15 protein-coding genes are annotated in these 13,331 nt (G+C 34.7%); 10 read left to right on the top strand and 5 right to left on the bottom strand.

What is annotated here, in order from left to right; all coding sequences use genetic code 11:
- The first annotated feature begins 162 nt into the window (after positions 1 to 162).
- From BMY96_RS03720 to BMY96_RS03695, 6 genes are all read left to right on the top strand, one after another.
- On the top strand, positions 163 to 1,524 hold the full coding sequence (locus tag BMY96_RS03720; RefSeq protein WP_092849258.1) for a tetratricopeptide repeat protein: 1,362 nt from the start codon (positions 163 to 165) through the stop codon (positions 1,522 to 1,524).
- The gene (gene lolB1 / locus BMY96_RS03715; protein ID WP_092849255.1) at positions 1,524 to 2,291 is read left to right on the top strand and encodes a lipoprotein insertase outer membrane protein LolB1; all 768 of its coding nucleotides are present in this window, start codon (positions 1,524 to 1,526) and stop codon (positions 2,289 to 2,291) included. The genes BMY96_RS03720 and lolB1 overlap by 1 nt, the downstream gene beginning before the upstream one ends.
- A complete protein-coding gene (locus BMY96_RS03710) occupies positions 2,292 to 3,521 on the top strand; it encodes a murein hydrolase activator EnvC family protein (RefSeq protein ID WP_092849252.1) in 1,230 nt (409 codons plus the stop codon).
- Positions 3,522 to 4,237: 716 nt separating this feature from the next.
- Positions 4,238 to 4,483, top strand: a complete 246-nt coding sequence (locus BMY96_RS03705; protein ID WP_139205209.1) for a hypothetical protein — start codon at positions 4,238 to 4,240, stop codon at positions 4,481 to 4,483.
- Between the two features lie 36 nt (positions 4,484 to 4,519).
- The gene (locus BMY96_RS03700) at positions 4,520 to 4,813 is read left to right on the top strand and encodes a helix-turn-helix domain-containing protein (RefSeq protein ID WP_092849247.1); all 294 of its coding nucleotides are present in this window, start codon (positions 4,520 to 4,522) and stop codon (positions 4,811 to 4,813) included.
- On the top strand, positions 4,810 to 5,658 hold the full coding sequence (locus tag BMY96_RS03695; RefSeq protein WP_092849245.1) for a reverse transcriptase family protein: 849 nt from the start codon (positions 4,810 to 4,812) through the stop codon (positions 5,656 to 5,658). The genes BMY96_RS03700 and BMY96_RS03695 overlap by 4 nt, the downstream gene beginning before the upstream one ends.
- A 181-nt stretch (positions 5,659 to 5,839) precedes the next feature.
- Here the strand turns inward: BMY96_RS03695 and BMY96_RS03690 are convergent, their stop codons facing one another.
- The gene (locus BMY96_RS03690; RefSeq protein ID WP_092849243.1) at positions 5,840 to 6,349 is read right to left on the bottom strand and encodes an acyl-CoA thioesterase; all 510 of its coding nucleotides are present in this window, start codon (positions 6,347 to 6,349) and stop codon (positions 5,840 to 5,842) included.
- 83 nt (positions 6,350 to 6,432) lie between these two features.
- Complete coding sequence (locus BMY96_RS03685) at positions 6,433 to 7,368, bottom strand: HU domain-containing protein (RefSeq protein WP_092849240.1); 936 nt, start codon at positions 7,366 to 7,368, stop codon at positions 6,433 to 6,435.
- A 104-nt stretch (positions 7,369 to 7,472) separates the two neighbouring features.
- On the opposite strand from BMY96_RS03685, the gene dprA reads away from it, so the two are divergent.
- The 3 genes from dprA to BMY96_RS03670 all read left to right on the top strand — a co-directional run bounded on the left by dprA (position 7,473) and on the right by BMY96_RS03670 (position 9,227).
- Entirely contained in the window at positions 7,473 to 8,576 is a 1,104-nt protein-coding gene (dprA, locus tag BMY96_RS03680) for a DNA-processing protein DprA (RefSeq protein ID WP_092849237.1), read from the top strand.
- Positions 8,577 to 8,709: 133 nt separating this feature from the next.
- Positions 8,710 to 8,961, top strand: coding sequence for a type II toxin-antitoxin system Phd/YefM family antitoxin (locus BMY96_RS03675; protein ID WP_175473505.1), 252 nt, complete (start codon positions 8,710 to 8,712; stop codon positions 8,959 to 8,961).
- Complete coding sequence (locus BMY96_RS03670) at positions 8,961 to 9,227, top strand: Txe/YoeB family addiction module toxin (RefSeq protein ID WP_092849232.1); 267 nt, start codon at positions 8,961 to 8,963, stop codon at positions 9,225 to 9,227. The genes BMY96_RS03675 and BMY96_RS03670 overlap by 1 nt, the downstream gene beginning before the upstream one ends.
- Here BMY96_RS03670 and trpS read toward each other — a convergent pair.
- Complete coding sequence (gene trpS / locus BMY96_RS03665; RefSeq protein ID WP_092849230.1) at positions 9,224 to 10,192, bottom strand: tryptophan--tRNA ligase; 969 nt, start codon at positions 10,190 to 10,192, stop codon at positions 9,224 to 9,226. The two genes, BMY96_RS03670 and trpS, sit on opposite strands and share 4 nt — an antisense overlap.
- A gap of 117 nt (positions 10,193 to 10,309) precedes the next feature.
- Here trpS and BMY96_RS03660 point away from each other — a divergent pair, with 117 nt between their 5' ends.
- Entirely contained in the window at positions 10,310 to 11,050 is a 741-nt protein-coding gene (locus tag BMY96_RS03660; protein WP_092849228.1) for a lysophospholipid acyltransferase family protein, read from the top strand.
- Positions 11,051 to 11,166: 116 nt separating this feature from the next.
- On the opposite strand, the gene BMY96_RS03655 is transcribed toward BMY96_RS03660, so the two are convergent.
- Together BMY96_RS03655 and BMY96_RS03650 are read right to left on the bottom strand one after the other, a co-directional pair.
- Entirely contained in the window at positions 11,167 to 12,768 is a 1,602-nt protein-coding gene (locus tag BMY96_RS03655) for a hypothetical protein (RefSeq protein ID WP_092849226.1), read from the bottom strand.
- Positions 12,769 to 13,311: an RNA polymerase sigma factor gene (locus BMY96_RS03650; RefSeq protein WP_092849862.1), complete on the bottom strand. Its 543-nt coding sequence runs from the start codon at positions 13,309 to 13,311 to the stop codon at positions 12,769 to 12,771.
- Positions 13,312 to 13,331 lie beyond the last annotated feature (20 nt).

Raw genomic sequence — 13,331 nt, 5'->3', positions numbered from 1 at the left:
TGCAGACTGACCCGCGTTAGGGATTGAGCAACTGTTGGAGCTCCTCGCAGAGAGCGACTTGTGAAAGCCCGACCTTTAGGTAACGCCCAAGGTTTTAACCTTGTAGGCATGAGTAAAAGGTAACCTGCCTGCCGGCAGGCAGGCGCCCAAATATTGAAAATAATGAAACAAAAAATCTACATATTATTTTTTCTCTTCGGAATGCTATTGCTTCCGCAGATAAACTATGCGCAGGTAGATTTTAATAAAACGCCCGATGACGATTTAGGGAATAACGAAGATGCGTTTCAGGAGTTATTTTACGAAGCGTTGAAGCAAAAAGGTATTGAGAATTATGATAGAGCTGCCGAAGCTTTGCAGAAGTGTATTGACATGGATAATTCGGTGCCTGTGTTATATTTTGAGTTGGGTAAAAGTTACATAAAGCTTAAAAATTTTGGTGAAGCTGAAGATGCCTTAAAAAAAGCGGTGGATAAAGACCCAGATAACGAATGGTTTTTAGACGAGCTTTACGGCTATTATGCCTCGCAAAACGAGTACGATTTAGCCATTAAAACGGTAAAGCAGTTGGTGCGATTTCATCCGGATTACAAAGAGGATTTAGCATCGCTTTACATGCAAACAAAAAAGTATGATAATGCGCTAGAAATTTTAGATGCTTTAGATGCCGAATTTGGCGTTTCGATAAGTCGAGACGTTATGCGAAATCGAATTTACCAAGCTACAGGACGTAAAGAGGACCAAATAGAAAATTTAGAATCGCGCGTTGAAAATAACCCCGAAAAGGAATCGAATTATTTAGCACTTATTTTTAGGTATAGTGAAAATAACGAAAAAGAAAAGGCTTTTGAAACGGCTAAAGAACTTTTAAAGGTTAACCCCAATTCGCAATTAGTGCATTTGGCATTATACAAGTTTTATTTAGATGATAACGATGCTGAACAGGCTATTGAAAGCATGAAATTAGTGGTTAAAAGCACTAAAATTAAGCCCGAAGCGAAATTAAAAGTGCTTAGAGATTTTGTGAGTTTTGTTAAAGAAAATCCGGAGTACGAAAGCGATTTGGTTGAGGCTACAGCTTTGGTTAGCGATGCCGATACTAGTAAATCTGTAGAGGAGTTAGGACAATATTATTTAGCAAAAAACAATAAGGTAAAAGCTTTAGAACATTTTGAAGAAGCTTTAAAACTAGAACCAAATAATTTTAAGATTCTGCAAAATGTGATGCTGTTATATATCGATTTAGAAAAGTTTGAGCAGGCTAAAATAAAAAGTAGCGTAGCGCTGGAAAGCTACCCTTCGCAACCGGTTATTTACCTTATAAATGGTGTGGCTTTAAACGCCTTAAACCAACCTAAAGATGCTATTGAAGCTTTAGAAACTGGAGTAGATTATATTGTTGAAGACAGCAAAATGGAAGCCGATTTTTACAAGCAACTTAGTAAAGCTTATACCTTACTAAACAATACAACAAAAGCAAAAGCGTTTAGTGATAAGGCAAAACAAATACATCCCCAAAATTAATGCAAACAACTTCAAAAATTATTTTAGGCTTATGTACTATACTACTGTTTAATTGTAAATCTGCAAAAACAGTAAGAGGTGGTGAGGCTAATTTAAATTTATCTACACGACAAGTTATAAAGGAAAACGCTAAACAAGTTGCCACTTTTAAAACTTTGCAATCTAGACTAAAAATAAGCTATACACAAAAGGGAAAATCGCAGTCGCACACGGTTACTTTTAGAGCCAAAAAGGGCGAATCCATATGGATAAACGCGCCGTTTTCTGTTATACGCGCTTTGGTAACTCCAGAAAAAGTGAGCTTTTACAATAAGTTGGATAAAACGTATTTTGATGGCGATTACAAATATTTAAGCGATTTACTGGGCACCGAGTTGGATTTTAATAAGGTTGAGAATTTACTGTTAGGCGAAACCTTATACAATTTAAACGCTAGCGATTACACAACCAGTGTAGACCAAGAAGCTTATATTGTTCAGCCAAAAAATCAGCGAGCGTTATTCGAGATTTTCTTTTTATTAAACGCATCGAACTTTAAGGTAAAATCGCAGCAAATATCGCAACCCAAGGAATTTAGGCATTTACAAATCGATTATTTAAAGTATCAAGATGTGGATAGTCAAATTATTCCGGAGTTAATAAAAGTAATTGCTGTTGAGGCGAACGAGGAAATGCTTATAGAATTAGAAATGAAAAGTGTGTCTTTAAACGAGGCGTTACGTTTTCCGTTTAAAATACCTTCGGGTTTTGAAGAAATTGAGCTATAAATGAAAGTGAGTAAAAGTACATACCGGCTTATTTTTATTTTAGGGTTTTTGTTGTGCAGTAGTTTTAGTTTTTCGCAAAGCGATAAGCAGAAGCAACTAGAATCTCGCCGACAAGAGCTGCGCAGAGAAATTGAAAAAATTAACGAGTTACGCAACCAGACTAAATCTAAAACAAAGTCCGAGCTTAGTTTAATTGAAGATTTTAACCATAAAATTAGTGTGCTTTCTAATTTAATAAAGGTAACCAACCAGCAAGCCAATTTACTTACACGAGAGATAAACACAAACCAAAATAAAATATCTAATTTAAGAGACGAGCTAAAGCAGTTAAAGGAAGATTATGCTGCTATGATTGTGAAGTCTTATAAAAGCAAAAACCAACAGAGTCGTATTATGTTTTTGCTGTCTAGTAACGATTTTAAGCAAGCTTATAAGCGCTTGCAGTACATAAAGCAATACTCGGACCACCAGAAGCAACAAGGCGAGATTATAAAGGCTAAAACGCTGGAGCTGCAAGATATTAATGCGAGTTTATTAAAGCAACAAGAGGATAAAAAGAAATTAATTGCCGAAAACAGAGTGGTTCAAAAATCCTTAGAAGCCGAACGTAAACAGCACGAAGTGGTTATGGCGGCCTTAAAAAAGAACATGTCTAGGTATGTTGCCGAAATTAAACAAAAGCAACGCGAAGCCGATAAAATTGATAGAGAAATAGACCGTATTATTAAAGCGGCTATTGCAAAATCTAACAAAAAAGCGGGGAAAACCACCAGTTCTAAAAGTTTTGCTTTAACAGCTGAAGAAGAGGTGCTAGCCTCTAACTTTATTTCGAATAAAGGAAAATTACCTTGGCCAGTCGAAAAAGGGTTTGTGCGTTTAGGTTATGGTAAACAACCGCATCCTATTGATAGATCGTTAACCATAAATAGTAACGGTGTGCGTATTGCTACCGAAAAAGGCGCAAAAGCCAGAGCGGTTTTTGATGGCGAAGTAAGCGAGATTCTTAAAATGAAAAACGTGAACCCTATAGTCATGATTCGCCACGGAAATTACCTGACACTTTACCGAAACTTATCGCAAGTGTATGTTAAAAAAGGGGATAAGGTTAAAACCAAGCAGGTTATTGGCGAGGTGTTTACAAACCCATCAAACGGTGAAACAATATTAAGTTTTACGCTATCTAAAGGTACTGCAACCGAGAATCCTGCGAGTTGGATTTATAAAATGTAACTCACACATTCCTGCGAAAGCAGGAATCTCACGATTAAAAGCTACACCTATTATTTAAAACGCCTTAGCTATTAGGATTTTTAGTAAAACATTTACGTGACATAAAACTCCACATTTAAAAGGCGTTAATTAACGGTGTTTTTTTGTGAAATAAAACATAGAGGTTGTTGTATAACGTGTTGTACACAAGCTGAAAATTGTAATAAATCACCAACTTTTTATTTCCTAAAGAATATTATTTAATACTTTTTATATACTCACAGTAATATTTTTTACGATTTTCTTTGGAGAATCCAAAATAACTTTTATCTTTGCATCCTAAGTTCTTTGAAAGAGTATTGAAAATTGTAGTAATTAATATCCAAACTACTAAAGTGTATTAAGTTACACAACCAATTATGGTTCTATTGGCGACGACACGTAGCGCTCTATAAAGAGAACGACGTTGAAACTCGGTTTAAGCAAACGCTGAAAACTCGAAGTCATTCAACAAGGAAAGCTGTAAAGATGCATTTAGGAAAACCCCTAAAAACGCTTTAAGTCAACTTGAAATGAATAAAACTGATAACTTGCTAAAAAGTCATTATGACGCATTTATTATAAGTAGCAAGGAATAATTTTGGGGTGATAATGTGAACAACGCATATTGGATTTAATTACAAGCGTATTGCAAATGTAGCAAGGCGATATTGCCTTTAATTAAATACATAAAAGATATGCGTAAAAAGCACAATTATCAACACGTTGATGGTCTTATACTTGGTATAAGAACTATCCTTTCTGAGAACCGTTGTTCATTCTCAGACGAAGAAAAAGTTCATTTATCTAATGCAATTAGATATTTAGAAAACTCTAAAAAAGAAAGCGATAATAAGCCTATAGATTGGAGTTTAGTTTTCAAAGGAATTGATTTACTCAACAGAGTGATTACCAGTTTTGATGATTTCCCGAACATTTTCTGACCTGACACCCCATAAATTTTTTCAAATACATAACATATGGATTTAGGATTAGCAATAAAATCAATTAGAAAACAAAAAGGTTTAAAACAAAACCAATTTGCGGAACTCTGCGATATTACTCAAGCTTATTTATCACAGATTGAGAATAACAACAAGGAACCGAACCTTTCGACTTTAAAAACGATTTCGAATAAATTAGAAACACCTTTGCCTATTCTATTTTTCCTATCAATAGATAGTGATGATATTAGTCCGGAAAAAGAAGATGCTTTCAATATAATTGCACCTTCTGTAAAATCATTGATAAATCAATTTTTTACTACTCAATGATTAACACACCAAAACATTTAGCTTATACTTTAAAAGTGGATATCAAAGAGATAAATTCAATTCTCAATAATATCGACAATTTTTACAGGGAGAAAATTGAAATTAAAAAAGATAAGTTTGATAAACCAAAATTGGATGCAAAAGGAGAGCCTAAAAAAAGGGTAATAAATCCAAGTACAAAAAGACTGAAAATAATTCAGACTAGAATACACAGAAACATTCTGAGCCAAATTGAAATGCCAAGTTATGCGTTTGGTGCTGTAAAAGGGAAAGATAACGTCGCAAACGCTAAGCAACACCAGGGAAAAAGATATAAATTCACAACCGATTTAAAAGATTTTTTTCCATCTATAACGAACAAATCTGTTTTCAAAATGTTCGTAAGTCAAGGGTTTTCGCCAGAAGTTTCAAGCCTTCTAACAAAGTTAACAACCTATAAAGGCAGAATTCCACAAGGAGCACCAACTTCTTCAACTTTGGCTAATTTAGTTTTCATCAAAACTGGAGATATATTACAAGAATTTGCAAAAGAAAACAATGCGACTTTTACTTCATTCGTTGATGATATGACTTTTTCCTCTGCAAAAGATTTTAAGAATAAAATTCCAAAGATTTTAGAAATTATCACGAACGATTATAAAATTAGCCACAAGAAAACTAATTACTCTAGAAATCCAAATATTACAGGACTTCATCCAATGAATAATCATTTGAAATTACCTAAATCATTTGTAGAAAAATTGGAATCTACTAATAATAAAACAGCGGAACAAATTGCTGGACTAAAAAGGTATAAAGAAAAGGTTGACAGAGCTAATTACGGCAAAAAAGTCAGTTGCCAATGATGTAAATAAAATATTGCTATTACAGGCTTTTCGAAAGGTTTTTGTGTGTTTGTGCAGACTGCCAAATTTTTAAATTTGGCTCGTGTTTAATCTGAAAAGTTAGCGCTTTTTTATACGCCTCGTTTCATACACAAAACCCATGCTTTAAATATATCTAAATTACTAATAGCAGAAAAAAACGCTAATCGAACAGCGCTTTTAACTCTGTAGCTTCGTTAGGCTTTATTTTTCCTGCAAGTAATAGACTAAGTTGTTTTCGGCGTAAAGCGGCCTCAAAACGCTCTATTTCAAGTTCGGTTTCTGGTTTTACTTGGGGTACTTTTACTGGGCGTCCGGTTTCATCGACAGCCACAAAGGTATAAATGGCTTCGTTGGCTTTTGTTCGGGCTCCAGATTCGCGATCTTCCATCCAAACATCAATAAAAACTTCCATAGAGGTGTTAAACCCACGCGATACTTTAGCTTCTACAGTTACAACGCTTCCTAAAGGTACAGCACGATTAAACGCCACGTGGTTTACAGATGCGGTTACTACAATGCGTCTGGAATGACGACGCGCAGCAATACTAGCCGCACGATCCATACGCGCTAATAATTCGCCACCAAAAAGGTTGTTTAGTGGGTTGGTTTCACTGGGTAAAACCAAATCTGTCATGGTTGTTTTAGATTGTTCGGGTGTTTTTGCTTGCATTGTAGATTTTTATAATGCGGCAAAGTTACAAACTAATAGCATTTATTGTTTGAATTTACAGTAAAGAAAAAGGATATTGTAAACTAGTCTAGTTTTTGTACTAGTAACCAAGCGTCTCTGTTATGCGATTTTTTAATGTCTCGAAGTGCTTGTAAAGCATCTAGTCTACTTTCGTAGCTTGCATAGGCAACTTGGTGTAAACCGTATTTGTTTGTGCCAATTTTTCGGGCACTAAAACCATCGGCTTTTAGTTGTTTTACTCGGGTATCGCAGTTTTCTTCAACTCTAAAAGCACCTGCTACAATATGGTAATTACCTGTTTGTTTGGTAACGTTTAAGGTAATTGCTGGTAACGGGTTTAGGTTAAAAGTGGCTTGTTGTATTTTAGTATCTAACTGCTGTGTGGCTTGTCTTTGTGCAATTTGGTTATGTTGCTCAATTTGGCCTACATAATAATTAGAAGCTCCAAAACCACCTAAAGTTAAGGCTATTAAAGCGACTGCAGCATATTTTAAATACGATTTAGACTTGCGCTTTTCTGGTGTTACACCAATAGGAATTACTTTTTCTATGGCTTCGGCTTCTTCTTTGTAAACCTCGCGTGTTACGGCAGGTGCTACAAATTGAGAAAGTCCAAAAGAATCGGTTAAATAATTTAAATGATACGTAGGCTCAAATAAAATTTTACCTTCTTTATTAAAAACGATTTCGCCTATGTTTTTAAAAGTAAGCGTTTCGCCTTGTGTTAAATAAGACTTTAAAAGTTTAACACGTTTTGCAATTTTTTTGTTTGCTGCCTCGAAAGGGATTTTTTCTACATCGGCAATATAATGTGCCAATAAACCATCGTTTTGCTGAATTTGCTCGTTAAATGACACCACTTTTTTAGGTGCATGAAAGGTATTTGTAGCATCATTAATGCTTGCAGATACTTGCTGCGTTAAAAAGGCACCAAACTCAGGAATGGTAACGCACTCATATCTATATAGTAAGTCGCTTATGTAGGTTTCTAATTGCATAAAAACAAAGTTATAAAAAAGTAGTTTGTATTAAAATTTAGGGCGAACTTTTTATTAACAAAGTAAAAATTCTTTTATTGTAGTTTTAAAATCAATAAGATAGCATGACAGAAAATGATTTGCTTTATACTTTAGCCTTGCAACATGTGCCAAATATTGGCGATATTACTGCTAAACGACTGATTTCGCATTGTGGTTCTGCCGAGGCGGTTTTAAAAGAGAAATCGCAAAACTTACTTAAAATAGATGGTATAGGAAGCGTTACTATTAGCGATTTGTTTAAGCCTCACCATGTAAAGGAAGCCGAAAAAGAGATTCGGTTTATAAAGGAAAATAATATTGAGGTGTCTTATTTTAACGAGGCTAACTACCCTGAAAAGCTAAAGCACTGCATTGATAGCCCTATTTTGTTGTTCCAGACCGGAAATATAGATTTAAAAAACCAACCTATTATTAGCATAGTCGGTGCCAGAAAGATTACTACTAGTGGTATAGCCTTTTGCGAAAATTTGGTGGAGCAATTAGCCGTATATAATCCTATAATTGTTTCGGGTTTTGCTTATGGTACGGATATTACGGCACACAAAGCGGCTATGAAGCATAAGTTGCAAACGGTAGCCTGTTTAGCGCATGGACTAAATCAAATTTACCCGAAAGTGCATAAAAAGTATATGGTTGATATGGAAAAAAACGGTGGGTTTTTCTCCGACTTTTGGAGTACAGATACCTTTGATAAGAATAATTTTTTAAAGCGAAATAGAGTTATTGCTGGCTTAAGCGAAGCGACAATTGTTATAGAATCGGCCGAAAAAGGTGGTAGTTTGGTTTCCGCAGATATTGCGCACTCGTATAACCGCGATGTGTTTGCTGTTCCGGGTCGTACTACCGATAGCCAAAGTATAGGGTGTAATAATTTAATTAAGCACCAAAAAGCGCATATGCTTACTACGCCTTTGGATGTGCCTTATATTTTGGGTTGGGAATTGGAAAGTGAGAAACAGCCCGTTATACAAAAGCAACTATTTGTCGAGCTAGATGCCACCGAAAAAGTGATTTATAATTACTTAAAGGAAAACGATAAACAACAGTTAGATAGCATTGCATTAAACTGTAATTTGCCTATTTTTAAAGTCTCTGGAACCCTTTTAAATATGGAGCTTAAAGGCGTTGTAAGACCGCTTCCTGGGAAATTGTTTGAGGTTATTTAAGGGCGTTGTATCAATTTTAACTATTGTTTCGAGGTGGATTAATAGATTATTAATATAAACCTGTTTAATAACAATGTACATAATAATGTACATTTGGTATATCTTTTGCACCCTTTACATAAAACCTTATAAAATGAAAACGATAACATCTACATCACTAAGAAATAGAATGAAGTATTTTCTAGATTTAGTTTCTGAATCTTGTGAAACTTTATTAATACCAAGAAATTCTGAGAATGATGAGGCAGTTGTAATAATGCCTCTTAGTGAATATAATTCTTTAATTGAAACTAATTATTTAACTGCTACTGAGGCTAATCGTAAAAGATTAGAAGAATCTTTGGCTGAAGTTGAAAAAAATGAATTGAAAAAAGTTGATATTTAATGAATGTTTTTTTCTCGAGTAATGCTTTTGAGGATTTTTGTTATTGGCAAAGTACAGATAGAAAAATATTCAATAAATTAACAAGACTGATTAAAAATACACAAAGAACTCCGTTTGATGGAATCGGAACGCCTGAACCTTTAAAGGAAAATTTAAGTGGCTATTGGTCAAGAAGGATAACACATGAACATAGACTTGTCTATAAAGTTTCAGGAAATAAAGGGGAGCAGGTACTTACAATTATTCAATGCCGATACCATTATTAATAGCCAACTTTTTCGCGAACTCTAGCCAAAACATCATTAGCTATTAATTTGGCTTTTTCGGCACCAACTAAAAGTGCTTTGTCAATTTCCTCTAAGTTATTCATGTAATAATTATAGCGCTCGCGAGGTTTGGCAAACGTTTCAACAATCAACTCAAATAAGGCTTGTTTAGCATGGCCGTAGCCGTAACCACCATTTTCGTAATTAGCTTTCATTTCGGCAATTTGTGCTTCATTGGCTAATAATTTATAAATACCAAAACAGTTGCAGGTGCTCCAGTCTTTAGGATCTTCAAGCGGTGTGCTATCGGTTTCAATAGACATAATTTGCTTGCGTAGCTTTTTATCGTTTAAAAATATATTAATGGTATTGTTTTGGCTTTTGCTCATTTTTCCGCCATTAGTACCAGGAATTAGCATAATGTTTTCTTGCACCGAAGCTTTTGGTAAAACAAAGGTTTCGCCAACTTTAGCATGAAAACGCGAGGCCACATCGCGAGTCATTTCTAAATGCTGTTCTTGATCTTTTCCAACAGGTATTATTTCGGCATCGTATAATAATATATCGGCAGCCATAAGCATTGGGTAGGTAAACAACCCAGAATTAACATCCTCTAATCTATCGGCTTTGTCCTTAAAACTGTGCGCTAATGTTAGGCGTTGGTAAGGAAAAAAGCAGCTTAAATACCAAGACAGTTCGGTTACCTGAGGGATGTCGCTTTGTCTGTAAAACACCGTTTTTTCTATGTCTAAACCAAATGCTAACCACGTTGCTGCGGTAGAGTATGTGTTTTCGCGTAAGGTTTTTGCATCTTTAATTTGTGTTAAAGTATGCATATTTGCAATAAATAAATACGACTCATTTTCTGGATTTTTAGCCATTTCAATTGCTGGCATAATGGCCCCTAAAATGTTTCCTAAATGCGGTGTTCCTGTACTTTGTATGCCTGTTAGTATTCTTGCCATATTTTCATTCCTTATAATGAAGGAATTTCTTTAATTAGTATTCAATTTTGTTTTACCAAGAGCAAAGGTAAACGTTTTAATAAAATAGCTCAATACAATTATGTATTTTTGAAGCTTATGAAACTATTTAAATATATTTTCTGGCTACTTTATCGTATTTGGTTTTATATACTAGTAGCCTTGCCTATTCTTTTACTTTTTCCAATTCTTTTAGTATCAATCGCTAAAGAATCTTGGTATCCTTACTTTTTTAGGATTGCTAGGTTATGGGCAAAGTTTATTTTAGTAGGTATGGGGTTTGCCTATAGTATTAAGCGCGACGAAGTGCCAGATAAAAATAAGAGTTATATGTTTATTGCTAACCATACCTCGATGGCAGATATTATGCTTATGTTGGTGGCAGTTAAAAATCCTTTTGTGTTTGTTGGTAAAGCAGAATTGGCCAAAATTCCGCTATTTGGTTTCTTTTATAAACGCACCTGTATTTTGGTAGATAGAAGTTCGCCAAAGAGTAGGCAAGCGGTGTTTTTAAGAGCACAACGCCGTTTAAAATCGGGGCTTAGTATCTGTATATTTCCAGAGGGCGGTGTGCCAGAAGAGCATGTTATGTTAGATAGCTTTAAAGATGGCGCCTTTAGGTTAGCTATTAACCACCAAATTCCTATTGTGCCTATTGCTTTTGCCGATAATAAAAAACGTTTTTCGTATACTTTTTTTAGCGGAAGTCCAGGACGTATGCGCGTTAAAATCCATAAATTTATTCCTACCCAAGGTTTAAAGATTGAAGATACTAAAGGTTTAAATGAAAAATCTAGGACTATAATCTTAAATCAGCTAGAAGCTTTTGAAAGTAAATAGTTTTTAATACAATACTTCTAAAAATAAAAAAACTGCTCGAGGGGACGAGCAGTTTCCTTTTTTGATATGAATTTCCGAGCTTAAATGGAAACCCATACCTAGATCTAACCAAAAACCTAGAACTTAATAGAGAATCCGGTGTATACACCAATAAAAAATGGTGAAAAGTTACCGGAAGTATTGTTAAATGTGTTGAATTGATATTTAAAAATAGGCTCTAAATTCAAATCGAATGTTTTAGTAACCTTATAATTTAAACCCATTCCTAAATTGGCACTATAGCTTATATTATTTATGTTGTTGGCTTCACCAAGATAGGTTCTGGTGCCGTTTTGTTCTTCGGAATAAATCTCGTTGTTATTTAAAAAGAACGAACTAAAACCACCAATAACATTAACACCAAGTTTTTTATTGGAAAGCGTATATTGAATTTCCAGTGGGATTTCAATATAACCTAAAGCTTGATTTATAGAAGCATTAGAGGCCGCAAACGAATCTGGAGTATTGGCATTTAAATTTTCTGAACTTATAAGTGCAACATCGGCATTACTAGAATTGCCACGAGCACTTACATTTTGTAACGCACTACTTTTAGAACTAAAACCAACCGATTGAAACACAACAACATTGTTGGTGTTGTAACCTAAATTAACACGGTTAATTCCAGAACGAACGCTTAGTTTTTTGTTTACAGCATAACTTGCAGAAATACCATAACTCATATTAATTTCGCCCGTTTTAGAATTTGAATTAAACTGCGGGTCTATAGATGAGCCTTCGTTTAAGGTATTAAAATAAACCGGAGCAGCATTTGGTGCTACGCGCCATCTGTTGGTAGGTGTTTCGTTGTTATTTGCAATGTCCTCGGTGTTATTTAAGGCTTCCTCGATAGAGCGTTTATTCTCTTCTGGGGTTGCTTCTGTTTTTGAATCTTTTTCAGCTTCGTTTACTGCTGTATTATCATTAGCCTTTGCAACAGCTGTTTCCTTTTGGGAAGCTTCTTCAATAAGCCTAGTTGCTTTTTCCTTGTTTACTAAAGTGGTTTCCTTTTTTAAATTAGTAGTCGTGTTATTTGCCACGGAAGTATTAGCAACTTGTGTTGAGTTTTCCGTTGAATTTTGAAGGTTGTTGGCCTTTCTTTTTTCTTCTGAAACCGTATTTGCAACTCTACTCTTTTTGTTATTATTATTATTAGAGCTTGCTATTGTTGTTGTGTTATAAAGTGATTTAGCATTTGTTTTGTTAGCCGATTTTTGCTTATTGCTATTTAAAGGCGCATTATTAGAACTGGCTATGTTGTTTGAAGCATTTGCTGAATTGCTAATTGTATTAGATTCTTGTTTTGATACTTCTGTGCTACTATTCGTGTTGTTTTGGTCGTCTTCGTTTGAAGCGATAACAGGAGTTTTAACGGTGTTGCTAATAGGTTGGTTGTTGTCCTTTACCTCAAGATGTTCTGGGGTATTGGTTTTGGTATCTACAACTTGATTACTGTTGTTTGCGTCTGTATTATTAAAAAAGAGCGCTCCCGCCGTAATTAATAACGCTAATAGTGCAGCAACACCAGCATAACGCCACCAAACAGGAATAACGCGTCGTTTTTTCTTCTTTTCGTTCAGTTTTGCTTCAATGTTTTTCCAAACGGCATCGTTAGGTGCGGCTTCAAAATCTTTAAATCCTTCCTGAAATAATCGGTCTATATGTTTTTTATCGCTCATTTATAAGGATTGTGAACGTTGTGTTGTTTTATAATCTTCAATCGTTTTTTTCAAAATTTGTCTTGCTCGCGCTAAGTTAGATTTTGATGTGCCTATGTTTATATCTAGCATTTTAGCAATGTCTTTATGCGAATAGCCATCTAGAACATACAGGTTAAAAATTAACCGGTACCTATCTGGTAATTCTTGAATGATTTTTAGAAGATAGTCAATGGAGAGTTCGTCTTCATCCACTTCAACTTCTACATCTTCAATGGTGTTTTCGTTTATAATATCAAAAACCTTTTCGTTTCGGTAACGCTGTAACACGGTGTTTACGGTAATGCGTTTTATCCAACCCTCAAAAGAGCCCTTGTTTTTATACTGTTCAATTTTTTTAAAAATTGTTAAAAATGCGTCTTGCAAATTATCTTGCGCTTCGGCATAGTTACGCGAATACTTTAAGCATATAGCGAATAATTTACCCGAATAGAGTTTATATAATTCGCCTTGTGCTTTAGTATTATCATTCTTACAATCTTCTATGAGTTGGTTTAAACTCAATTTAAACATGTATTAATTAA

Origin of the sequence: Algibacter pectinivorans (genome assembly GCF_900112595.1) — a bacterium.
GTDB lineage: Bacteria > Bacteroidota > Bacteroidia > Flavobacteriales > Flavobacteriaceae > Algibacter_B > Algibacter_B pectinivorans.
Note: the sequence above shows the minus strand (reverse complement) of the source record. Positions and strands in the feature narration are given on the sequence as shown.